Source organism: Aliidiomarina iranensis (genome assembly GCF_003987135.1).
Classification (GTDB): Bacteria; Pseudomonadota; Gammaproteobacteria; order Enterobacterales; family Alteromonadaceae; genus Aliidiomarina; species Aliidiomarina iranensis.
This window is the reverse complement of record NZ_PIPJ01000001.1, coordinates 136,263-159,817: the sequence shown is the minus strand read 5'-3', so window position 1 is coordinate 159,817 and position 23,555 is coordinate 136,263. Positions and strand designations below refer to the sequence as shown.

Genomic DNA, 23,555 nt, shown 5'->3' with positions numbered 1-23,555 from the left:
TTTAACGGGTTGAAGCCATTAACATGGCTAAATGGGTATGTGTTAAACCAGTTTCACGCTTGCTACGAAGAATATGTGCAAGTTGATCCGCATTATCTGCACAGGGGCGCAACGCGAATTGGCCTTGGGTTGCTAGCCAGGTAATTTCACGAATTGACATAGACGCAACTAAATCAGCCATTTCGTTCGATAACTTCAAACGAAACATAGCAGAATCGCGATCTTCAGAAAGCATTTTCTGAATCAAAAGCAAATAGGCAAGGTTGAGTTCTTGGAACTCTTCTATGGTTTTTGTGGTTTCCAAAATCTTATCCCCTGATCATCTCCAATGGAGAGTGAGCGCATAACAACATTTTTTAATTGAAAAACTTCTAAAACGCGCGAGAAAGTTAATTATTACTCGTTGTTTTGAGCTGTGTTTTATAATTATTAGCGTAAGCTTTTTATTTTTTTGTTAACACAGTGTTAGTGATACCGATAATATTTCAATCCGTCAAGCCATGACGCGGTATCTTAACCAAAAAGTTTTACAATTATTTTACTATGGTAAATGAGATTGTTTTGCGGGGGAACCAATAATATCCATGTTTATTGTAAGTCTTTGCTGAGTTTGGAAGTTATTTCGATTGATTGTCCGCCACCTCCTGTAACCAAATTAAGAGCTCAACCAACACCTCTTTAAGGGCATCTGGTAAATAATCATCTGGATTTAAATGCATCAACAAACTTACAAGTTCAGGTGCATCGTGCACAAAAATGTCGTGCTTTTCCGCCTCCTGAATAATGCGCTCAGCAAATTCACCATAGCCTTGGGCTATTATTTCTGGTTGTTTGTTGTGGCCATAGCCCAACGCCACTGCACTGCGCCGCTTATCCCAATCTTTTTCACTCATCGCGGCGCGCCTCTTCCGCTGGCTCGCTCCGCAAACGGGTTTCTACCGTTACTTCCGATAAGCCCAATTTTCGTAGGCGATCGCGCAAAATACTTTCTTTCAACTCTAACTTCGCCACTACATCATCATTGGCAACGAAAAGTAGGTGAAGTTGTTTATCGTTTAAGTGAACACCCACCGAAAGCGCGCCCAAACCCCGTACCGTTAATTCCAATTCCGAGCGCCAGCTCTTTTCTTGGCGCTTGCCCTGAGATTGATCTTGGCTTGATGGTTCGCGCCCCTCTATTTGGCTTGGGTGAAGAAACAAAGCAAGGAAAATACCCGACCATAAATCACCTTCCCAACGTAAAACTGGTGCGCTCAGCATTTCTAATTGTTGCCGCACCACAGGTTGAATCGCCTCGGGAATTGGCCCGCTTAAAACACGCCCTTCTTGCTGCGCTTGTTGTTGTGTTTGTTGTGCTGCCAACTGCATTTGCGGTTGTTGCTCCAAAGCAGCTCGGGGAAGTTCGCCGCGAAACCAGCGGCCCAATGTACTTTCATAAAACACGCCACTATTGCGGATACTGGCATCAAGCCGATCCGCCAAAAGTGTGGGTGTTATGGTTTCGCCACCCTGAATCAAAGCCATGCTAGGGCGAATAGTTGAACCAGGTGCCGGATATTGCATCAGTACATCCGCAATCGCTTTACCCGCTCCAGAAAGAGCAATTTGGGTCGAAGGCGGGTTACCAAGATTCGGCTGTATTTGCTGATAGCTTGCTTGGGCAAATTTACTGCCCGTCCGCAAATTAGGTTGCACCGCGTGGGCTTGCGAATTCGCCCGGGAATCGAGCCGGGAATCACTTTGTAAAGCACGAGGGCCCTCGCCCGGATCAACTGGACGTACCGGCTGGTTCAAGATTTTTTGTGCGGTTTGATCGCCTTTCGGGCCAAGAACTTGGTGGAGAAGTGTATCCAGTAACGGAGTAATGCCGCTCATTTTCTACCTCCGTTATTCTCCGGCCACTTTTGCCCAACGCCAATGTTAGGGGTGTTGATACAGTTAACATTTGCGTGGGCTAGCGTAAATCAAGAGAGGTAAGCGTTATCTACTTTTCTTTTTTTCGAAGCAGAAGAGAGCATCTTTTCCAACTCAGTGCGGCGTTGGGTTAAGCGCATCCGTATCTCTTTGTCTTGATTCAGAAGAATTTCGAGTAAGTTAAGCTTCTGCTCCTGCTGTTGTTCAGTCAGTGTGGCATCAAGCTCATGTTTTTGTAACCGTTCAACTTCGCCCACGTAGGCTACTTCGCTCTCGATCAGTTTAGTCCAATCGTCTTCACGGGCATGTTCAAGCATGGTCGACGAGAATTCAATTAGCCGCTCGTAAGCACTAATCACATCTGCGCCATCCATCACTGGTTTTAAATATGCCCGAGCACCCATGCTTACCCGCCTTGCTTCGCTGATGCTGCTTGCTGTCCAATTTCTTTCCATGCTGAACCTATATTTTGAAGAAGTTCTGCGGCCTCATCCAGCTTCGCAGTGTCATTGCGCAAGTTCGCCTGAATCAGCAAATTGCTAACGTAGTTGTAAATACCTTCTAAACGCTCTGCGAGTTCGCCGCCCTTTTCTTTATCTAGAGCCGCCAACAAGCCACTGTTAACGATATCCATAGCTTTACTTATCGCTTTACCTTTTTCCGCCACATTACCGTTCGCCATGTGCAATTTTGCTGCTTTAATTGCAGCCTGAGCGCCATCAAATAACATCGAGATCAGTTGGTGTGGGCTAGCAGAAAGTACATTACTTTCTACACTCACCCTGCCGTAAGCCGCGGCACCACGCATTGCATACATAACTGTTCTCCTATCCTAGAGTTTCCCAGCCGAGCTGGTACTAACTTTACAAATTATTTAGATTTAGTTTCGGCCCAACTGTGCATTCATAATATCGAATTGCTGAGTTAGGTAATTACTCGTTGAGTTCATATTGGCAATCATTGAATCAAGTTGGGAAAACTGCGAGCGATAGCGATCAATCGTTTTCTCAATACTCTCTTCCATACGCAAAAAGCGGTCATCTAGTCGGCCAATACTATCTTGCAGGCCTTGGGTGGTATTTTTGATTGGCCCATCACTTTGTAATAACTGCGAAATGCTCACGTCAATTTTACCGCTCAAGCCCCCACCCGCAGTGGTGCCGGCAAAAAATGTGTTGAGGTCATTCATATTATTAGCAGTTAAATCGTTTAACTTAGCTTCATCTAGGGTTAATTTGCCATCAAGGCCCAAATCTATACCCACATCGCTGAGTAAACGCGCGTTACCCTCGCCAACACCTTCGCCGAGAATGTTGCGCATATTCTGTTGCACAGAGCGTAATGTTGAATCACCCAAGAGTTGGCCGTTGCTTCCGCTTTCCCCACCAAAACGAGTGAGATTACCGATCAAGGTTTGTAGATTATTGTATTTATCTACAAAGTCAGTGACTGCTTTTTCCGTAAGTTCAGTATCTCGAGAAATCGATACCGTTGAGCTGCCTTCTTCTTGCAGATCGAGAGTTACACCTTGAATGGCACCTTCAACCCGATTGCTTTGGCTCGTGATGGTAATACCATTCACATTCAACATTGCGTTTTGCGCTTGCTGTTCAGTAGCTGCATCCAAACCTAAATCAGCACCCAAGGTACCAAAATCAATATTCGTGATAGCTGCATCGGTGCCGGTTTCTAACGAGCTCAGAACCAAACGGTATGGTGTGTTGCTACCATCATTCACAATCGATGCCTGCACGCCGCCGTTTGAACTGTTGATAGCATCGCGAATATCTTGCAAGGAGCTCTCAGCAGGATTGATATCCACAGAGAGGGCATCACCATTACCCATAGTAAATGAGAGCGTTCCACCACCTAGATTATCGGTTTGGCTAGCAACACCATTTGTGGCAATACTGTAAGATTCAGCTCGGTCAATCACATTAACCTGATAGCTCCCGATAGGTGCCGTTGAACTCGCTGCAGCACTAACTGAAGCCCCCGCTACCGCACTACTAACCCCTTGAAAGGTTTCTGGCTTGCTGAGTTTTGCTGCTGAATCTTGGAAGGTTGATAAAGCGTTTTCTAATCGTCCGTACGCCGAAATCTTCGCCTGCTGTGCTTGTTTCTGTTGCGTAATAGGCTGAAGCTTCTGACGTTCAGCTGCTGCCAGCTGATCAAGAAGCCCATTTAGGTCCATGCCAGAACCAATACCTAATGCAGAAATTGAAGCCATCGTTTTACCTTTTTTACATTTGCCGCTGTTGTTTGCGCAAAATTATAGCGCCTTTCACAACAAAGCTTGCTTATTTTGTCAGTTTTTTCCAGTAGCAATCACTGAAAAAGGCATCTTAAACACTGCTTATTTAATTTATCGGCAGCCTCGCTCTAAACTTTAGAAGTCCGTTTCCAGTACTTCCTTAATTTCTCCAAGCTCCAATAGAGCCTTACCCTCAACAGGATTACCAAGTTCATTATCAGGTGGGCCATCATGGGAAGTTAATACTACTTGGCGAATGTGCCGATTTTCATCCAGGCCGGTAACCCACGCTAATTGGTCATTGAGCTTGTATCGAACAAGCGAACCCACGGCAATCATACCGAAGTGCCGAATGTAGCGTTCAATCCAAGCATAATCGAATTGTGTAGTGTTTGCTAAAAGGTATCGATAGGCGGTTTCCGTGGTTTGCCCCGGCCTATCGGCTCGAGGCCTACACATGGCATCAACTGCGTCCACTACGGCAACCATGCGCGAAAGCTGCCCTAAATCATCGCCTTTTAGCCCAAGAGGATAGCCGGAACCATCTAAGCGTTCATTTATACGCTCTACAAAACCTTGAACAACCGCTGGCGCCAACCATTTGCACTGATCCATTTGGTTAACTAATAGAGCCACATGTGATTGCATTCGCAAGTAGGAATCACGGCTTAAAGTACTTGCTCGCCAAAGTGAGCCCGGCAGCATACCTTTGCCCAAATCGTGCAACATGCCGCAAGCAACAATGGCTTTTTCCAGTTCGCGCGGAAGCCTTGCCCCACTCTGAGCTAAATCAACTGCCCGAATGGCTACACTTAAGCCATGAATAACCCAGGCTGATTCTCGATGAATGCAACGTAAGGCAAATAAAGCACCCTCGCGATCATCTTTAATGATATCTAACAATCGATCAGAATTTGCAGAAAGCTGGCTCGAATTGATTTTTTGCCCCTGCCGCAAGGCCACCATCTGGCTATCCAAGTAGCCGGCTACGCGCGCAAGCCTGCGTGCAATTGGAGTAGGATACTTATGCCCTTGCCGGCGGCCTAAAGATATCGATTCATCTTTTACTTCAAACAATGGCGATGGTGTTTTTGAAGAGCCCTCGCCAGCGTTACGTGAAGCCTCTCGCTCAATTTCTCGCACAAACGCCCAAAGCTGCTTTTCGTCTGCCTTGCTCACACTGCTAAATTCGAAGCCTACAGTGAGTACTTGCCGGTCTGGGTCGGTTTTTATATGCCGCACATCCGCCACTATAGGAAAAATAGTGCCGTCCGGAAAACAGAGCTCAAGTTCCGAGCGCATGTGATTGATAACTCTCGAAGCACCATCCTGGGCAAAGAAATCCACCAGTGCACCCGTTGCGGATAGATCTTTAAGGTCGCCAATGAGCTCCATTTTTCGCGTTTCGCTCGGCTCCTCCGCATTGACATCAACGGGTGGCGCTTCCTCGCTCTCACCTTTTTTGCGCTGTTTAACCACTTCTTCGGCGCGCAAACGCACGCCAACATCCATGCCTATGCGCAAATGTGCTCGAAAGGCGGCTCTGCGTTGGCGTAAATCTAACCCTTCAGGCCATTTCGATTTACTTACTAATCGGCCATCTTTATCGGAAAACTCTGTCATCTTCATGGGCGTAGAGCGAATCATGCCAGCGTGGCTCTGCCCTAATAATAAGAACTCAACGCCTCGGCGCAATTTCGGTGCTAACTCACGAATAGCGGTTAAATCATACTCAACAGATTCTTCATCTATTAGATCCAACAAAACCACAGGGAACGCCTTCGAATCAGCAATGTTCAACCGAATCTGCGCAGCCCCTGGTTGGGTCATAGTTTCGAGCAAAGCGGAAACTTCCATTTTGCTCGAAACGGGTGAGTATTCTTCTTCTTTCAAGTTCTGATTTCCTTGTGCTCTTGTTCTACTGCTTTTCTGCTTTTTCTAAATTCTTCACTGTTGCGTTTTGTCAAGTTGCATCACTTCAACAACTGACCCTCTCGCCTATGTATAACAGTATCGGCAATCACGCAAAAAACTGAAGAATTAACTGGAGAGTCACGCCTTTTGAAAATTTTTTTTAACAATGCACTAAAGTTTTTTTTCTCCTCTCCGATAACTAGGGGTGACGGCAGGCCACTACGCCGGCCATTTATGAAAACAGAAGGAATAAGACTATGTCAGTAATCAATACAAACATCACCTCGATGATTGGTCAGCAAAACCTTCAGAAGTCGCAATCAGCATTAGCTACTTCTATGGAACGTCTGTCTTCAGGCCTGCGTATCAACAGTGCTAAAGACGATGCCGCTGGTCAAGCCATCGCTAACCGTATGTCTTCACAAATCACTGGTTTAGGCCAAGCACAACGAAATGCGAACGATGGTATTTCTGTTGCACAAACAGCAGAAGGCGCCTTGAACCAAGTAAACGATAACTTACAACGTATTCGTGAATTATCCGTTCAAGCACAAAACGGCACCAACTCACAAGACGATTTAAAATCAATCCAAGCTGAAATTCAGCAGCGTTTAGGTGAGATTGATCGTATCTCTGAACAAACCGACTTTAACGGTGTTAAAGTTTTGGCGAATGATCAGAAATTGAATATCCAAGTTGGCGCAAACGATGGTGAAGCCATTGAAATTGATTTACAAAAAATCAATGCAAGCACTCTTGGTTTAAGTTCATTTACGGTATCTGGTCCTCAGCTAGCCGACGGAGGCACAGCTACAGCTGATGCATTGCAGGCAGAGTTTGGCGAAACAACGGTTCTCGCAACAGCTTCAGCGGCAACTGCTCCAGCCGCTGCTGATTGGCAAAGCAAATTTGATTTGGATGCGGCGCCAACTTTAGGTGGCGCGTCAGTTATTGCCGACGATAACGGCAACTTCTTTATGACTGATACACTAACAGCGGCAAACGCTGAAGATACCGCTAAACTTGAATCATTAGGGTTCACCAACACGGGTACTGCTGCCGCGGGTGTATTCCAAGTATACGTAGCGGTAGATCCGCAAGAAGCTGCGGTTAACGGAACAGACTTAGAATTCTCTGTTGATCTCGATAACTATACGCTTGCTGACGTAACTACTGGCTCTACAACCGATCCACTTGCAAGCTTAGACAGCGCTCTATCAAGTGTTGATACCTTGCGTTCTGATTTGGGTGCGATTCAAAACCGTTTCGAATCTGCAATCACTAACTTGCAAACCAACGAAACTAACTTAGCGGCTGCTCGTTCACGTATCGAAGATGCGGATTACGCGGTAGAAGTGGGTAACATGACACGTGCACAGATCCTGCAGCAGGCTGGTACTTCAGTACTTGCCCAGGCTAACCAGGTGCCACAGTCAGTACTTTCACTACTAGGTTAATTTCTCTAGAAAGCTAGCTCGGTGTAACCTAGGTTTACCCCAGCTACCTCAATTTGAAATTCAAAAGCGCTTCTCATTTGAGAGCGCTTTTTTCATTGATTATTTTTACCTTCGGCGTTATTAAATTTTCACTTCGATTTTTCCTAGCTATTGTTCTGCCATACCTAAAGGTGAAACATCATCTAAATCGCTCGTCAGCCCGTATATCAATCATTAGCAATATTTCGCAATCAAAAGGCCCAAACATGAGCTCCGAAAAATCACTGACAATATTTTACGATGGCGGTTGCCCGCTGTGCGTTCGTGAAATGAAGCATTTAAAACGTTTGGATAGTGATAAAAAAATGGCGTTTGAAGATATCTTGGTGGACGATTTCTCGGCTCGTTACCCTAACGTTTCAGTAGAAAACGCCAATAAGATACTGCACGGCATGAATCAAAATGGTGAGATGATTTACGGTCTTGATGTTACCCATGCGGCGTGGAGCCTTGTGGGCCGTGGTTGGCTAACAGCGCCCCTGCGCTGGCCAATCTTGCGCTGGTTTGCCGATAAAACCTATTTGTTCTTCGCTCGTAACCGCAATCAGATCTCTAAAGTGCTCACCGGGAAATCTCGCTGTGAACAATGCTCGATCGATTAAGTTGATACTACTAATAGTGAGCGCTCCCGCTTAAATAATCAGCACATGCTAAAGCTTTTGTAGAATTTACCGATAATAGGTCTAATCGGCAAAAGCTAGTGCAGCGCAGGAGCACTCTAAAATGACAACACCTATTAGCGAACTATCAGGAAACTGGGCCGCCGCATTTGCGGCTTCGGAAAAGCAGCGTTCCGATAAGGTAATGCAGCACTTACCCGCGGAAAAAGGCGAAAATGCGGGAAACAAACAACTAAGTGCTGAAGAATTAGTACCGCCGCTACAACAAATAAACGAAGTTTTGAATCCTTACGGGGTGCAGTTCGAAATTTCTGATGGCCAGCCTGTGGTAGTGCAAATTGTTGATACTAAATCGGGTGATGTGATTCGGCAGATCCCCTCGGAAGAGGTGTTGCGAGCCGCTGAGCAACTCGCAGATTTACGTGGTATGTTGGTGAATAGCGAAGCTTGAGCAATTCATTACACGTTCATATTCATTACTTCTTTATAGGCGTTCACCAACCGATTGCGCACCTGCACACCCATTTCAAAGGCAATACCTGCCTTTTGTGAATCAACCATTACATCGTTTAACGAAACGTTTGGATCCCCTAGTTGAAAAGCCGTACGTTGCGCAGCGGAGGCTTGTTGAAGTTCATTTATGCGGTTAATCGAAGCTTGCAACTCATTGGCAAACCCGCCCTTTTCCACCGCTGCAGAACTACCAACAGCCTTTGGGTTCGCTACTTGGCCGGTTGCTTGAGTTTGCACCGCTTGCATTTGCTGTAACGCCGATTGAATACCTGCAACGCTCATTTCTTTATCCTCACATGGTTCCCAGCATTATTCTGAAAACTTCCTAGGCCTAGCGATTAATGCATTATTGCTTGCCACTTGCCTGTTAAGCCGCTGAATCTTTTTTGATGGAGCACAGGTTACCAAGCAAAACGCAAAGTGAAGGGTTTAAATAAAGCAAAAAAAGTGGCTTTTTTACCCGTTTGGTTTCTATTCAAATAGCGATAATGCTATCCATGAAAATACCCTAACCAGCAATTTGGGTAATGAAAACTCTTAACTCTAACGCGCAAAGAGCCCATGGAATCAACGATAAACCAACAAACGCCTGCAGCGAACGCAGCAAATACAAGCTCCGGCACTCAACTCGATAAAGTGCTGGGCCTCGTGCGTGGAAATTCACTGCTGCCTATATTAATCGGTGGTTCTGCATTTATTGCCGTAGTTGTGGCGCTTATCATGTGGGCTTCTACCCCTGAATATCGCGTTTTGTATAGCAACTTGAGTGAAGCCGACGGCGGCCAAATTGTTACTGAGCTCGAGGCTCAACGCATTCCTTATCAGTTATCTGCGGGCGGCACCAGCATTCTAGTTCCGGGCGATCAAGTTCACCGCATTCGCCTCGGCATGGCTGAACAAGGCCTACCAGAGGGCGGAAATACCGGTTTTAGCTTGATGGATAATCAAGCGTTCGGCATTAGCCAGTTTGCCGAGCAAGTGAATTTTCAACGGGCCTTAGAGGGCGAACTAGCAAGTTCCATGGAATCGCTTGGCCCAGTTAATCGCGCCCGGGTGCATTTGGCCATGGCGAAACCTTCGGTGTTTATACGCGACCGAGAACCTGCGAAAGCATCTGTGATTCTTAACCTACATGCTGGCCGTGCGCTGGGCGAGGGACAAGTAAATGCCATCGTACACATGGTTTCAAGCTCAGTTCCAGAGCTAACGGCAGATAACGTTACGGTGGTTGATCAGCGCGGTAATTTGCTTTCGGCAATAGGCCAAGGCGGCGATTTAACCGGCACTGAGCTTAGCTACACCGAAGAGCTCGAACGGAGTTACCAGCGCCGTATTGAAGAAATTCTGGCGCCTATTCTAGGGCCAAACAATCTAAATGCTCGAGTTACTGCACAGATTGATTTTTCACGGGTTGAGGAAACCTCTGAAACTTATAGCCCAAATCAAACACCAGAAACTGCCGCTGTTCGCAGTATCCAAAGCAATTTATCTCTCCAAGGTGAAGGTAACTTTGTGGGCGGCGTTCCCGGCGCACTATCCAACACGCCACCTGGTGTAGTTACTGCGCCCATTGAAACACCGGAAGAAGGTGAGGAAGCGGCAGAAACGCAAACCGAACAAAGCAATCGTAATCTGCGCCAAGATAATATCGTGAACTATGAAGTTGATCGTAATATTGCCCACATTCAGCACCAACGCGGTCGATTAGAGCGTTTATCGGTAGCCGTGGTAGTTAATTATCGCAACGGAGTAGATGAGGAAGGGAATGCCACAACCATTCCCCTTACCGATATTGAAATCGCACAAGTGGAACGCTTAGTTCAACAAGCGATGGGGTTTAATGCTGATCGCGGCGATCAGTTAGAAATCGTGAATAGCCGTTTTGTGAGTTCGGCGAATCCTCTTGAGATTGAGCCAAGAGAATGGTGGCAAGAGCCTGATACCCAACAATTATTACTGCAAGTTGGCCGTTATGTGTTAGCTGGCTCAGGTATCTTACTTTTTTATTTATTGATTCTCCGGCCGATGATTAACCGACGTTTTGTGAAAACTAAGGCGGCCATAGCAGCCGGCGAAGAAGATGACACAGTAGCGGGTAATGCAGCCAAAACCGCTGGCCGTTTGCGCGCGGTTGTGGGCGACGATGACGATGAGCAAAAAAGCGTTAGTAACACTGAAGACAGCGATGCCATGACATTTAATTGGCCGAAAAAGAAAAATCTTACCGCTTATGATGATGCGATTCGGCGCACTCAAGAAATTGCCCGTCAGAAGCCACGGCAAGTTGCTCGCATAGTGCAAAACTGGTTAACGGAGGACGAACATGTCCGCGACTGATACCACCCAAGAAGTGAGCAACTTTGAGAATATGACGGGGCTGCGTAAAAGCGCAATTCTGCTGCTTTCGCTGGATGAAGATACTGCTGTGGATGTATTTAAAAACTTCACACCCCAGCAAATTCAACGCATCAGCAAAGAAATGGCGCGGTTACAAAATGTATCTCGGAATGAAATTAAGTGGGTGCTCGAACAGTTCCACGAAGATCTCTCAAACGCACCACCGGTGGATGAATATGATGGTTATATTCGTTCAGTTCTTACCAAAGCACTTGGCAGTGAGCGGGCTTCAACGTTAATTGATGATGTTCTCGATCAGAAAGCAGGTAACTACGGCATCGATGCACTTAACCTCATGGATGTTTCAGAGGTTGCTGAGTTAATTCGCGATGAGCATCCGCAAATTATTGCTACCATCCTTATCCATTTAGACCGCCAGCAAGCGGCGGGTGTGCTGGAGTTATTTGAAGAACGCCTACGCAACGATGTGGTGTTGCGTGTAGCCACGTTCACCGGCGTTCAGCCAGCGGCATTGCAGGAATTAACCGAAGTGCTCGGTGGTATGCTAGATGGCCAGAACTTGAAGCGCAGCAAAATGGGCGGCGTAAGAACCGCAGCGGAAATTCTCAACTTAATGAGCGCTGGGCAAGAAGATACCGCCTTGGAAAATATCCGCGCTTACAACGACGAATTGGCAACCAAGATTATCGACGAGATGTTCCTATTCGAAAATCTTATCGACCTCGACGACCGCAGTATTCAAGTGCTGCTCAAACAGATCGACACCAATGTGTTGGTTATTGCGCTTAAAGGTGCTGAAGATCAACTGGTGGATAAATTCCTCCGGAATATGTCGCAACGCGCCGGCCAATTGGTTCGGGAAGAAATGGAAACGCGTGGGCCAGTGCGTTTATCGCAAGTGGAAACCGAGCAAAAAGCCATCTTGGCAATTACTCGCCGCTTAGCCGATGCCGGTGAAATTATGCTGAGTAGCGGAGATGACACCTATGTTTAAGCCCTTTTCGCCGGAAAACTTAAAAACAGAAGCTTCTGAGTTTGCTGAAACTAAAGTGGTTTCTGGCGCTAAATGGCATCGCTGGGATTTGGATGAGCTGCAAAATGGCAAGCAACGGCAAGCGCAAGGTACACACGACACCACCGCGCAGGAAGCGGAACAAGGCTTTATTCGTGATGCTGAGCTGAATGCTTTGAAAGAAAAAGCGCGCCAAGAAGCGTGGGAGTTAGGCCATAAAGAAGGTACTGAGAGCGGCTATCAAGCCGGTTATGAACAAGGGCTGAAAGCAGCAAAAAGCGAAGTTGAAGCCGAAAAACAAGCATTGTTAGAGGAAGCTGTTACGCCAATAAAAACGCTCGTTAACCGCGTTAGCAGTAGCCTTAACGAGCTTGATAAAAATATTTCTGATGAGCTGGTAGCACTGGCTCTCGCGGTGGGTGCACAACTGGCTCGCGATAGCCTTGATGAAAAGCCAGAAACCGTATTAAAAATTGTTCGTGAGCTACTGCATTCCGAACCAACTTTCACAAATAAGCCACGGCTTTTAGTTAACCCAGAAGATTTTTCATTAATTGAAGAACATTTGCACGATGAATTACAAGCCGCCGGCTGGAAACTCGTTTCCGACGAGCGCCTTACTCGTGGTGGTTGCCGGCTAGTTAGCCAAAGCGGCGAACGCGATGCTACCTGGGAATCACGCTGGCAACAGGTGCAACAGCAAATTGGGCAACGAAACGGAGATGTCCCATCGTGAGCGCTAAGCTTGAAAGTACCTTCGGCACAGATTGGAGCCAAGTTTTGAACAAGGTTCAAAACCGCGTGGCTAGTTTGCCCAGCTTTCGTACTAGCGGCCGAGTGATTCGCGCTACCGGTATGGTGCTTGAGGTAGTTGGGCTGGAATTACCCCTAGGCAGTGCCTGCCGTATCGAAATTGTTGCTGAAGGTGGCCATGAATTTATTGAAGCGGAAGTTGTGGGCTTTTCCGGCGAGCGCTCGTTTTTAATGCCCTTAGTGGAAATTCGCGGCCTTACCCCCGGCGCTCGTGTATTTCCACTGCAAGAACAAGGCCCTTTTGAAGGCCGCCGCTTTCCAATTGGCACCAGTTTGTTAGGGCGAGTAGTGGATGGCAATGGTAAACCACTGGATGGCCAAGGCCCTTTGCGTGAAGCCAAATTTGCGCCCTTAGCCACACCTACAATCAACCCCATGAGTAGAGCGCCAATCGAGAAACCTATTGATGTTGGCATTCGTGCAATTAATTCATTACTCACCGTTGGCCGCGGCCAACGCATGGGTTTGTTTGCCGGCTCTGGTGTGGGCAAATCAGTGCTTCTTGGCATGATGGCGCGTTACACAGCAGCGGATGTGATTGTGGTTGGCCTAATCGGTGAACGTGGCCGTGAAGTACAAGATTTTATTGAAAATATTTTGGGTGAAGAGGGCTTAAAGCGCGCCGTTGTTGTGGCGGCACCTGCCGATACCTCGCCGCTACAACGTTTGCAAGGCGCATCTTACGCCACGCGTTTAGCTGAAGATTATCGCGATCAAGGCCTCAACGTTTTGCTTATCATGGATAGCCTCACTCGCTTTGCTATGGCCCAACGGGAAATTGCGCTCGCCATTGGCGAACCACCGGCCACCAAAGGTTATCCGCCTTCGGTATTTGCCAAATTGCCCGCCCTCGTGGAGCGTGCCGGTAATGGCTGCAAAGGTGGAGGTTCAATCACCGCATTTTACACCGTTCTCACCGAGGGTGATGACCAACAAGATCCCATTGCGGATTCTGCCCGAGCTATTCTCGATGGCCACATTGTGCTTTCACGCTCGCTTTCCGAATCCGGCCATTATCCAGCAATTGATGTTGAGGCCTCGATAAGCCGGGTTATGCCAGCGGTGGTTCCAGAGAGCCAAATTAAACAAGCACAGCAATTCAAAAAGCTATTCTCGGTTTATCAACGCAACCGCGATTTAATTAGTGTTGGCGCCTACAGCTCAGGACACGACCCTGTGCTTGACCAAGCGGTGCAAATGTACCCGAAATTAGAATCCTTTTTACAGCAATCGCACACGCAAGGGGCTGATTCTTCAGCTTCAATTATCGCGTTAAATTCCCTGTTTGGAGGCTCCCAATGAGTGGTTCTACGGCCCTTGATACGCTCACTGATTTAGCAAAAGAAGCCCGAGACAAAGCCGGGCAATTACTCGCAACAGAGCGTACGAACGAGCAACAAATTTTAGCGCACCAAGAAATGCTGGTGAATTATCGAGAGGAATATGCGGTTCAACTGCAAAAGCTCATGTTGAACGGTATCGATCCGGTAACCCTTTATAACTATCGGCAGTTTCTGATGTCGTTAGATGAATCGATTCAAAAAGCGAGTAAAGCCTTACAGCAACAAAGCACCTTGGTGGATAAAAGTAAACAGAACTGGCAGCAGCAGCAACGCAAGTTAACCTCGTATACCACACTCAACGATAGACGCGCTGCCGCTGCAAATAGAATCTCAGCTCGGAAAGAGCAACTGCAAACCGATGAATTTGCGAATAATCAGCATGTGCGTGGTGGGCACTTAACACTCATTGCCGATACGGAAAAGGAGTCATAGATGTTGAACATGATGGTGCTGAACACCGCACAGCCTGCTAGCCAAGGCGTAACCGGAACGAAGGCTGGTTCTGCTGCAGATTCCGCCGATTTTGCCGCGCGTTTACAAGATTTAGTGGCCGCACAAAGTAATCCAACGCTGCCGGATTATCAGGCTCCGGGCGCAAAACATACGCCGCAAGAAGTATTATTTAATCCAGAAATTGAATACTCTCTGCCACAGGATAAAAAACCTTTGCCTGGCGATCCGATGGAGCTGTTGCCTATCGATGAGCATGGCCCGGCTATGCTTTCAGGAATGCTCTCAGGAACGCTTTCAGGAATGCCGGCAGAAAACAGTGGCGCGCTCTCCCAAGCCGCGGCTATGGCTGCCAATCCTGGCGAAAACGATATGCTGAGCCGGATTACGCAGGCACAAAATCTGAATCAGCAAATGGTGCAGCATGTGGCAAAGCAGGAGCTACAAACCCCTCCAATTAAGAGTAATCATAGCGATGGCTTGCAGGCAATTGCTGGGCAACAGGCCGTTAGTAACAGCGCAAATGGTGCTACAAATGTGAACGCGATACCGTTAAGTGCAATGGCCGAAACGTTGCAGGCAGGCAACCCACAACTTGCCCAAAATAACGGGCAAACGCTAACACCAAGCCAAACCGCAGCCTTGCAAATGGCGATGCAGCTTACTGGGCAAGAGCGTGCCTCACTGCCGGCCGGTGCATTAGCAGATAAGAACCCTATTCTAACAGATACCAAGCTTACCCAAGCGGGGAATTTGCCGAACTGGCAGCCTTTAGCCACGCCTTTACCTATAAAACAAGCGTTACCGGTAAATGATTCAGCGTTTCATGTTGCCAGCCAAGCTGCCGCTGCTGGAGGTGCTGAATTAGGGGCGAACCTGAGCACAAGTATTATAAGCAATGCCGAACAAGCTAATATGCTTGCGCAACAAGCGGCTGGAAGTAGCATTGCCAGCCCCAGCGCTAGCCCTAGTACCACGCTTTCTGCACCATTAGCATCGAATGCATGGCAGCAACAGTTAAGCCAACAAGTAGTGAATATGAATATTCGCCAAGATAATCACGTGGCTTTGCGGCTGCACCCGGCTGAGCTTGGGCCGCTCATGATTAACTTAAAAATGGACGACCAAGCCGCGAGTTTACAATTTAGCGCCAGCAACGCAAATGTTCGAGCCGCCGTTGAAAACGCTATTCCACAGCTGCGTGAGATACTGGCGGAGCAAGGTATAGAGCTTGCTGAATCGGCAATAAACGATGGCCAAAGCCAACAACAAAATGAAGAACAACGTTCAGGTTCTGCCGAATTGGCCGATAATAGTGGGAACACTCAAACTCTAGCGGCAGATGCAAACGCTGAGCAAGAAGTTGAGGTTCAAATGGGAAATGGGAAAATCGACCTTTACGCCTGATATTGAACAGGTATTTTATGCCGCTTTCAGGTTAAACTGGAAAGATAACTAAGCGAAGTGCCGCTTTTTCGGGCTTCACTTTTTTTCCCAACAGGCATAATTCAGAATAGTTAAAACAGGGTATTTACATGGCGAAGCCACAAGCGAAAAACAAAGATAGCAACAACACCATTATCCTAGCCTTGGTGGGCTTAGTTGCAATCATGATAGCCGTTACAGCGGTAAATACTTGGCTGCTACTTGATACGAGAACAACAGCGATGAATGCATTAGCAGCAAACAGCCCTGCTGCAGAACGCATTCGTGAGCCGGTTTTTTTGAAAATTGAGCCATTCACGGTGAACTTACGCAGCGACCAATTCGGCCCACGTTTGTTGTACACCGGTATGACACTGGAAGTGCAAGATGGTGATACACAACAAACCTTAGTTGATAATATGCCGCAGGTTCGCAGCCGTTTATTAGTGATGCTTTCGGGCCTGGATGCCGAACGTATTAGTACAACCGATGGCAAAACCGAACTCGCGGAACGCATTAAGGTGCGTTTATCAGAACCTTATGCCAATTCCACTGCGGAAATTGAAATTTTTGAAGTGCTATTCACTGAGTTTATTGTTCAATAGTAATACGTTATGAGCGTGGGATTTGAACTCGGAAATAGCAACATGTAACGCGAGCTATTTAGTGGATAACGTATCAGCTAGGTAGCGTTCTTGGTTAAAGCAACAACAGATGAGTGTTTATGGCTGGTGATAAGCCCCTTTCACAACATGATATTGATGAACTTTTAGGCTCAGTATCAAAACCATCAAAACCTGCCGATGATGTGAAAACATCTTCTCGGCAGGAGCGCTTTGGTGGCGTGAAAGAACCGAACCCTAGTGAACGGCCTTTCGATCCTGGCACCCAACATCGTGTTGTGCGTGAGCGCTTGCACACGCTTGAAATTATTAACGAACGTTTTGCCCGGCAATTTCGGATGAATTTATTCAACCTTCTGCGCCGTAATGCGGATATTTCGGTAGAATCTGTACGGTATCAACGCTTTCAGGATTTTTCCGATAAATTACCCACACCCATTAATCTAAACATCATTGCCATGAAACCTTTGCGCGGAACTGCTCTAGTGGTGTTTCCGCAGAACATGGTTTCTATGATCGTGGAAAACCTATTTGGTGGTGATGGCCGCTTTATTACGAAAAATGAAGCGCGTGAATTTACCGGCACTGAGCAACGCATTATTAATCGGGTATTGAATCTCGCGATGGATGCTTACCAAGAGGCTTGGCGGGCGGTTTTCCAACTCAGAATAAGTTACATTCGCTCGGAAATGCAGCCAAAGTTCGCCAGCATTACCAGCTCACCCAGTGAAATTGTAGTCACCACAACTTTTCATTTGGAAGTAGGTAACTTGGATTCTAGTTTTCAAATTTGCATGCCCTACTCCATGATCGAGCCTTTGCGCGATCGGCTAACAAACCTGCGAGCTGATGCCTCAAGCGCCACTGATAAAGCTTGGCGAGAACGAATTAAACAAGAGCTGCAATCATCGGATGTGGAGCTAACCACAAACTTTTTAGATATCCCAGTGCGCTTGCCCCAAGTTATGGCGCTGAAAGTTGGCGATGTTCTGCCGGTTACGTTACCCAAAACAGTAACCGCAACCGTAAGTGGTTTACCGGTACTTGAATGTGAGTACGGCTCGTTAAATAAACACCGGGCACTCCGGGTAACTAAGATTTTAGAAAACCATGCGGTAGCAAACCCAACCCGAACAGAGAAGGCTTCGGTGTATGGGCCCGCAACCTCTGAGGATTATAACGATGACTGATGATAACAAGCCGAACCAGGATGCCGAAGGGCAACCACAAGGCAATGCCCAGAATAGCTCAGAGAATGGTAAGCAAGATCCATGGGCTGATGTGTTAGCCGAGGAGCAAGCCGCAGGTAACCCGCAATCGGCTGGTGATAGCGTATTCAAACCGCTCGAAAATACGAATCGTGGCGGTAATGCGAGTGATTTAGATATCATCATGGATATCCCGGTAAAGCTAAGTGTTGAGCTTGGCCGCACTCGTATTACCATCAAACAGTTACTTGAACTTGCCCAAGGCTCAGTAGTAGAACTTGATGGCTTAGCCGGTGAACCAATGGATATCTTGATTAACGGCTATCTAATCGCCCAGGGCGAAGTTGTGGTTTTAGACGATAAATATGGTATCCGTATTACCGAAATTGTAACGCCAGCCGAGCGGGTGCAGAAGCTAAATCGATGAACAGCACCACCACTAGTACAGCCAGCACACCTGCAGGTACCGATGTAGTATCGAGCCTTACGCTGTTGGGTAAAGTATCGGCATCACTGATTATGGTGATTGTTATCATCTTAGTGTGCGCGTGGATATTTCGCCGCATGGGTGGAAATTGGTTGCCGAGTAGCACGCACAAGATTCATGTGGTTACCAGTGCCAGCTTAGGTGGTAAAGAACGCGTTGTAGTGGTTGATGTTGAAGATAAACGTCTAGTTTTAGGTGTGGGTCCGGGTAGCGTAAATCGTTTAAGTGAGGGGCCTATACCCGTTGCCAAAGAATCGGATGCGGCTTCAAATACCGAGCAAGATTCAACAGCAAGCCCACTCGTTAGTTCCTTCGCCAAATTGTTAAAAGCGAAACAAAATGCAGTTGGTAGCCGGCAAAGTAATTCGGATAATGGCCCCAAAGGTGGCCACAAGTGAAACCGCATACACACTTCATTACTATCGCCATTCTTTTTTTAAGCGCATTCGCGCTTTTTTTACCGGCCGAGGCGATCGCCCAAGAATTACCAACGATCACGAGTACTACCGGCGAAGATGGCACTCAGCGTTGGTCGGTTCCATTGCAAACGCTGTTGTTGCTCAGCAGTATGGCGTTTCTACCGGCGGGTTTACTGATGATGACAAGCTTCGCGCGCATCATTATTGTGCTGGGTTTATTAAGAACCGCCATGGGTACGCAATCGGCCCCGCCCAACCAAGTACTCCTCGGCATCGCACTTTTCCTTACGTTCTTTATTATGTCGCCGGTGCTAGCACAAATTTATGAGGTTGCTTGGGTACCATTGAGTGAAGATACCATCAGCTTCCAAGAGTTTTTACCGCTTGCCGCCGAGCCATTGCGAGAATTCATGCTCGCGCAAACTCGCCAGAGCGATCTCGAACTGTTCGTACGATTAGCGGATATTGGGCCAATTCAAGGGCCAGAAGAACTACCCATGCACGTGCTCATTCCTTCTTTTGTTACGAGCGAATTAAAAACCGCCTTCCAAATTGGTTTTACTATTTTTATTCCGTTCTTAATTATCGATTTGGTCGTAGCAAGTGTTTTAATGGCGTTGGGTATGATGATGGTGCCACCGGCAACTATTTCATTACCTTTTAAATTGATGCTGTTTGTGTTGGTAGATGGCTGGCAACTCATCATTGGCTCACTCGCGGCAAGCTTCTACTTATAGCTGGGAGGTAGACGATGAATCCAGAACAGGTTATGACCATCGCTTACCAGGGAATGCGGGTAGCGCTTTATCTTGCTGGGCCTTTACTGCTAACGGCGCTATTAATCGGCTTAATCGTGAGCTTATTCCAAGCCGCCACGCAAATTAACGAAATGACACTCTCCTTTATTCCCAAAATTCTTGGTGTAGTGATTATTCTAGTTGTTACTGGGCCTTTTTTATTGCAACTCATCATTGATTACACTACTGAACTTTTCACTAGTATTCCCACCATGGTGCAATAGCCCAGTGCGGTGGTGGTTCCATGGTTGAAGTAAACTTTCTACAACTGCAAGGCTGGATTGTAGCCTTTCTCTGGCCATTCTTTCGTATCACCAGCTTTATGGTTTCAGCCCCGATTTTCGGCCATTCACGCATACCCGCTCAACTTCGTATCGCCTTTGGCGCGGCGCTAGCTATCGTTATGGCACCTATTATTCCGGCCATGCCAGATGTACCAATTTACTCTTGGGCCGGATTTGGCATTATCGTTGAGCAGGTTCTAATTGGTGTCGCAATGGGCTTGGTGATGCAGATAGCATTTGCCGTGGTTATGGCCGCAGGTGAGTTTATTGGCTTACAGATGGGTTTGGCGTTTGCTACCTTTTTCTCGCCAGATAGCGGCGCCAACACAATGATCTTATCGCGCTTATTTCATGCCTTTACAATTTTGCTCTATCTAGCTCTAAATGGGCATTTAATCATGTTGGAAATAATCGCGTTTTCATTTGAACAATTGCCGATTGGTACAGCTGGTTTAAACTTAACTGCCTTTGAAGCTTTTGCACGCTTTGGTGGAGTGATTTTTTCTTCCGGGATGTTACTTGCTCTTCCAGTTTTCGGGGCGTTGCTCATTATCAACCTAACCTTGGGTATTTTGAACCGCTCCGCCCCTCAACTTACCGTATTCTCGATTGGTTTCCCGCTCTCGCTCACTATGGGGCTATTTCTCATCATGATACTGACAGCGCAATTGGGCCCTTTCGTGCAAGCGCTGTTTACCCATACGCTTGAGTTTATTGCTCAGATGCTCGAAGCATTAGCGCCAATGCAGTAGGAATGTGGTGAAAGGCGATTAGGAATGAGCGGCGAACTCACCAAGCAGCAGAAAACCAATAAGCATACGAAAAGGCTGTGGAAGCCAGTGTAGCCGAGTGTGGCATTAATCAGCGAATACTGGTCAGCGAATACTGGTCAGCGAATGTAATTAAATAAACTCAAACCTTTAATATCTACGAAAGATTTCTGCGCAGCCTGCAGGCCCACCATACGTAAACTGTAATCAGAGGCTGCTTGAGCGTAATCTAAATCCACTAAATCGGAGAGCTGTTGCTCGTATCCTAACTTGCGGTTACTTGCTACTAAATCAAGTGTATCAAGCTCATTAAGGCGAGCACCGAGAGAGGCGCGTTTAGTTAGAGTATTATCTTGGGCGTTATCAAACTCGCGCATGACATTGCTATAGATATCTTTACGTTGATCATCCGGAAGCGCTGTTTTATCGGCGCGCAATGCGCTAATCGCCTTTTCAAAGCTAGCGAATAAATTGGTTTCCGCTGGAGAGCCATCAACCGCCGGCTTCGCAGTGCTTAATCCAGTTAAAAACACATCAGCACCGGTATGGCCAACTTTCAATAAACGATCACTATCAACCCGCTCTTCGCGCATTTGTGTGCTACCCACAAACTCAACGGTACCATCAGCGGCGCGAGCAAAAGGCGGCTCGCCATCACGATAGCCACCAAAGATATAGCGGCCAGTACCATCGGTTGTGTTACCTAAACCGATCATGGCTTCATAGATGCCTTCCATTTCAGCCGAAATAGAAACCGCATCAACTTCACTTACGGTGCCGTTTGATGCCTGAATCATCAAGGTTTTAGCTCGGGTGAGCATATCGTTAACACTATTCAACACACTTTCTTGCTGGGAAATACTATTTCGAGCATTAATGCGTGCATCCGTGTATTGCTGCGTAACGGCAATCGATTGGTTTACACCTACCGCACGTGAGGCTGCTTGCGGATCATCAGAAGGCGTTACCACGCGGCGTCCAGTAGCCAATTGTTGGCCTACTTTCATAAATTCCGCTTGTTGGCGGTTCATTGATGATACGTTTTGATCAAAAATCGTAACCGTACTAATACGCATATTACCTTCCTCGGCAGCTTCCCCACACAATAGGTGGCGAAGCTTACATAATCATTTCTTTTTTGTTTTTAAATGCTGCTTGCTAACAGTGGTGTGCCGATTATGTTATCGGCTACAAAGCGAAAATATTAACGGGCAATCGATAGAATGGTTTCTAACACCGTCATACCAGCTTCAATTACCTTTGCATTCGCCTGGTAATACTGTTGATAACGTATCAAATTGGCCGCTTCTTCATCGAGGTTCACACCCGATTCTGATTGCTGTAACGCCTGTAATTGCTCCGTTAATCCTTGCTGTGCCGCTAAGTTCGCATTCACCACCGCATTACGGTTACCAGAGTCACTCACAATCGCACCATAAGCTTGCGCGAAATTAGCATTTCCACCCACCAAACGGCTGGTTTGCAAATCCTGTAAGGCTAATGCGTTACGATTATCACCAGAATCAGCCGATGTTGCCGCCGCTATTTGGGCGATATCATCAATTTGTACGGCAAAATCTCGAGCTGCGCGTTGCACTGGGTTCACGCGAAAACGATCGCCCTCAGCAGGGTTCCCAGCTACGCTAATTTGCATTCCGGCAAAGTTCAGGTTGCCATCCGCGTCGGGCGAAATCGTTGTCCGCCGGCCAGTATCTCGCTGTGTAGCCTGCCAATCGGTACCATTGAAAGTTAAATCCCAAGAACTGGATGTGAGATTAGATAAATCATTCACAGCTACATCTAAAACCGCATCACCACTATTATTGGTATTGGTGTAGCTTGTTGGTGCGCCAATACTAAAAAACGCAGCGCCAGCATCGCCATTTAAATCAACGCCAGATTGGTGCTGCTCGTTAAAGGCTTGGGCCATGGTTATGGCAAGTTGCCCAAGTTGACCTTGAACTTTATCTAAATTTTCGCGGCGGAAGCTCATTAAGCCACCTAGCGCACCACCCTTAAACTGATCCTCACGAAACTCCATGAGGTTACCCACAGCATCCCGGTAGCCCACAACTATCCGCTCTGGATCTGATGATGATTGAACCGCCTCCAGCTGAAACGAGTTTTCACCGCTTACTAGGGGCTGCCCGTTACCAATAGAAACCGAATAGGCGCCACCGTCTTGAATATTTACGCGCACATCAATTTTCGTGCTTAATTCCGCAACATACTGATCGCGTTGATTTAGCAGGCCATTCGGGGCTTGCCCTGTTGCCGCCGCAGAAGAAGCTATTTCTTTATTCAACATCGCAATTTGCCCAGCGATATCGTTAATTTGCGATACTTCAAGTTCTACTGAGCCATTAACAGTGCGCTGCATATCATACAAATAGCTATCAAAAGAACGGAACTGCGCGGCCATGCTATTGGCGTTACCCAGCACACCTTCACGGGCCGCTGGCTCCGCCGGCGATCCCGCCAAATCACCGATAGCACCGAAGAAGCGTTGCATTAACGGCGCCAAACCAGCATCAGGGTCAGCCAGCAAATTATCGATTTGGCCGGCTTGTGATTTATAGGCTTGCAACGAAGATAAATTGCCGTTTGCGCTATTCAATCGATCGGCAATAAAGCTATTGAATTGGCGATTCACCGCGTTTACTTGCACGCCACCACTGTTTTTTGCTTCACCCAGCACCACAACTTCACGGTTAAACCCTGGGGTATAAACATTCGCAATGTTGTTACTAGTGGCATATAGAGCCGTTTGTGCGGCATTTAAGCCGGTAATCCCGGTGTTTAAAATACTCATCAAACCTACCTTTTATCTGTGCTGAAGGTTATCGGCAGCAGTG

26 protein-coding genes are annotated in these 23,555 nt (G+C 47.1%); 16 read left to right on the top strand and 10 right to left on the bottom strand.

Features of this window, described 5'->3' with window-relative positions:
* Window position 1: 1 nt before the first annotated feature.
* The 7 genes from CWE08_RS00760 to CWE08_RS00730 all read right to left on the bottom strand — a co-directional run bounded on the left by CWE08_RS00760 (window position 2) and on the right by CWE08_RS00730 (window position 6,061).
* Window positions 2–304 carry a flagellar transcriptional regulator FlhD gene (locus CWE08_RS00760; RefSeq protein WP_126764758.1) on the bottom strand — a complete coding sequence of 101 codons (303 nt, stop codon included), beginning with the start codon at window positions 302–304 and terminating at the stop codon, window positions 2–4.
* Window positions 305–617: 313 nt separating this feature from the next.
* A complete protein-coding gene (locus tag CWE08_RS00755; protein WP_126764757.1) occupies window positions 618–893 on the bottom strand; it encodes an EscU/YscU/HrcU family type III secretion system export apparatus switch protein in 276 nt (91 codons plus the stop codon).
* Window positions 886–1,875 carry a flagellar hook-length control protein FliK gene (gene fliK, locus CWE08_RS00750; RefSeq protein ID WP_126764756.1) on the bottom strand — a complete coding sequence of 330 codons (990 nt, stop codon included), beginning with the start codon at window positions 1,873–1,875 and terminating at the stop codon, window positions 886–888. The genes CWE08_RS00755 and fliK overlap by 8 nt, the downstream gene beginning before the upstream one ends.
* An 89-nt stretch (window positions 1,876–1,964) precedes the next feature.
* Window positions 1,965–2,318: a flagellar protein FliT gene (fliT, locus tag CWE08_RS00745; protein WP_157981206.1), complete on the bottom strand. Its 354-nt coding sequence runs from the start codon at window positions 2,316–2,318 to the stop codon at window positions 1,965–1,967.
* 2 nt (window positions 2,319–2,320) lie between these two features.
* Window positions 2,321–2,731: a flagellar export chaperone FliS gene (fliS, locus tag CWE08_RS00740; RefSeq protein ID WP_198677025.1), complete on the bottom strand. Its 411-nt coding sequence runs from the start codon at window positions 2,729–2,731 to the stop codon at window positions 2,321–2,323.
* 63 nt (window positions 2,732–2,794) lie between these two features.
* Complete coding sequence (gene fliD, locus CWE08_RS00735) at window positions 2,795–4,144, bottom strand: flagellar filament capping protein FliD (RefSeq protein WP_126764754.1); 1,350 nt, start codon at window positions 4,142–4,144, stop codon at window positions 2,795–2,797.
* Window positions 4,145–4,303: 159 nt separating this feature from the next.
* A complete protein-coding gene (locus CWE08_RS00730; RefSeq protein WP_126764753.1) occupies window positions 4,304–6,061 on the bottom strand; it encodes an HD domain-containing phosphohydrolase in 1,758 nt (585 codons plus the stop codon).
* A 278-nt stretch (window positions 6,062–6,339) separates the two neighbouring features.
* Between CWE08_RS00730 and CWE08_RS00725 the strand changes: the two genes are divergently transcribed.
* From CWE08_RS00725 to CWE08_RS00715, 3 genes are all read left to right on the top strand, one after another.
* On the top strand, window positions 6,340–7,539 hold the full coding sequence (locus CWE08_RS00725; RefSeq protein WP_126764752.1) for a FliC/FljB family flagellin: 1,200 nt from the start codon (window positions 6,340–6,342) through the stop codon (window positions 7,537–7,539).
* Window positions 7,540–7,784: 245 nt separating this feature from the next.
* Complete coding sequence (locus CWE08_RS00720) at window positions 7,785–8,180, top strand: thiol-disulfide oxidoreductase DCC family protein (RefSeq protein ID WP_126764751.1); 396 nt, start codon at window positions 7,785–7,787, stop codon at window positions 8,178–8,180.
* A 121-nt stretch (window positions 8,181–8,301) separates the two neighbouring features.
* Window positions 8,302–8,649 (top strand): flagellar protein FlaG, encoded by a 348-nt coding sequence (locus CWE08_RS00715; protein WP_126764750.1) that lies wholly within the window; start codon window positions 8,302–8,304, stop codon window positions 8,647–8,649.
* 8 nt (window positions 8,650–8,657) lie between these two features.
* Here the strand turns inward: CWE08_RS00715 and fliE are convergent, their stop codons facing one another.
* Window positions 8,658–8,993, bottom strand: coding sequence for a flagellar hook-basal body complex protein FliE (gene fliE, locus CWE08_RS00710; protein WP_126764749.1), 336 nt, complete (start codon window positions 8,991–8,993; stop codon window positions 8,658–8,660).
* A 279-nt stretch (window positions 8,994–9,272) separates the two neighbouring features.
* Here fliE and fliF point away from each other — a divergent pair, with 279 nt between their 5' ends.
* The 13 genes from fliF to fliR all read left to right on the top strand — a co-directional run bounded on the left by fliF (window position 9,273) and on the right by fliR (window position 20,682).
* Window positions 9,273–11,048, top strand: coding sequence for a flagellar basal-body MS-ring/collar protein FliF (fliF, locus tag CWE08_RS00705; RefSeq protein WP_126764748.1), 1,776 nt, complete (start codon window positions 9,273–9,275; stop codon window positions 11,046–11,048).
* On the top strand, window positions 11,035–12,063 hold the full coding sequence (gene fliG, locus CWE08_RS00700) for a flagellar motor switch protein FliG (protein ID WP_126764747.1): 1,029 nt from the start codon (window positions 11,035–11,037) through the stop codon (window positions 12,061–12,063). Before fliF ends, fliG begins: the two co-directional genes overlap by 14 nt.
* Complete coding sequence (locus tag CWE08_RS00695; RefSeq protein ID WP_157981205.1) at window positions 12,056–12,817, top strand: flagellar assembly protein FliH; 762 nt, start codon at window positions 12,056–12,058, stop codon at window positions 12,815–12,817. Before fliG ends, CWE08_RS00695 begins: the two co-directional genes overlap by 8 nt.
* Complete coding sequence (gene fliI / locus CWE08_RS00690) at window positions 12,814–14,196, top strand: flagellar protein export ATPase FliI (protein WP_126764745.1); 1,383 nt, start codon at window positions 12,814–12,816, stop codon at window positions 14,194–14,196. The genes CWE08_RS00695 and fliI overlap by 4 nt, the downstream gene beginning before the upstream one ends.
* A complete protein-coding gene (gene fliJ / locus CWE08_RS00685) occupies window positions 14,193–14,669 on the top strand; it encodes a flagellar export protein FliJ (protein WP_126764744.1) in 477 nt (158 codons plus the stop codon). The genes fliI and fliJ overlap by 4 nt, the downstream gene beginning before the upstream one ends.
* A complete protein-coding gene (locus CWE08_RS00680) occupies window positions 14,670–16,094 on the top strand; it encodes a flagellar hook-length control protein FliK (RefSeq protein WP_126764743.1) in 1,425 nt (474 codons plus the stop codon).
* A 128-nt stretch (window positions 16,095–16,222) separates the two neighbouring features.
* Window positions 16,223–16,717 carry a flagellar basal body-associated protein FliL gene (fliL, locus tag CWE08_RS00675; RefSeq protein ID WP_126764742.1) on the top strand — a complete coding sequence of 165 codons (495 nt, stop codon included), beginning with the start codon at window positions 16,223–16,225 and terminating at the stop codon, window positions 16,715–16,717.
* Window positions 16,718–16,836: 119 nt separating this feature from the next.
* Entirely contained in the window at window positions 16,837–17,925 is a 1,089-nt protein-coding gene (fliM, locus tag CWE08_RS00670) for a flagellar motor switch protein FliM (protein ID WP_126764741.1), read from the top strand.
* Window positions 17,918–18,370: a flagellar motor switch protein FliN gene (fliN, locus tag CWE08_RS00665; protein ID WP_126764740.1), complete on the top strand. Its 453-nt coding sequence runs from the start codon at window positions 17,918–17,920 to the stop codon at window positions 18,368–18,370. The genes fliM and fliN overlap by 8 nt, the downstream gene beginning before the upstream one ends.
* Entirely contained in the window at window positions 18,367–18,828 is a 462-nt protein-coding gene (gene fliO, locus CWE08_RS00660) for a flagellar biosynthetic protein FliO (RefSeq protein ID WP_126764739.1), read from the top strand. Before fliN ends, fliO begins: the two co-directional genes overlap by 4 nt.
* Entirely contained in the window at window positions 18,825–19,586 is a 762-nt protein-coding gene (gene fliP, locus CWE08_RS00655) for a flagellar type III secretion system pore protein FliP (RefSeq protein WP_275540774.1), read from the top strand. Before fliO ends, fliP begins: the two co-directional genes overlap by 4 nt.
* Before the next feature lie 14 nt (window positions 19,587–19,600).
* Complete coding sequence (fliQ, locus tag CWE08_RS00650) at window positions 19,601–19,870, top strand: flagellar biosynthesis protein FliQ (protein ID WP_126764738.1); 270 nt, start codon at window positions 19,601–19,603, stop codon at window positions 19,868–19,870.
* 20 nt (window positions 19,871–19,890) lie between these two features.
* Window positions 19,891–20,682, top strand: coding sequence for a flagellar biosynthetic protein FliR (fliR, locus tag CWE08_RS00645; protein ID WP_126764737.1), 792 nt, complete (start codon window positions 19,891–19,893; stop codon window positions 20,680–20,682).
* Between the two features lie 137 nt (window positions 20,683–20,819).
* On the opposite strand, the gene flgL is transcribed toward fliR, so the two are convergent.
* A complete protein-coding gene (gene flgL, locus CWE08_RS00640) occupies window positions 20,820–21,776 on the bottom strand; it encodes a flagellar hook-associated protein FlgL (RefSeq protein WP_126764736.1) in 957 nt (318 codons plus the stop codon).
* 128 nt (window positions 21,777–21,904) lie between these two features.
* On the bottom strand, window positions 21,905–23,512 hold the full coding sequence (gene flgK, locus CWE08_RS00635; RefSeq protein ID WP_126764735.1) for a flagellar hook-associated protein FlgK: 1,608 nt from the start codon (window positions 23,510–23,512) through the stop codon (window positions 21,905–21,907).
* Window positions 23,513–23,555: the final 43 nt, after the last annotated feature.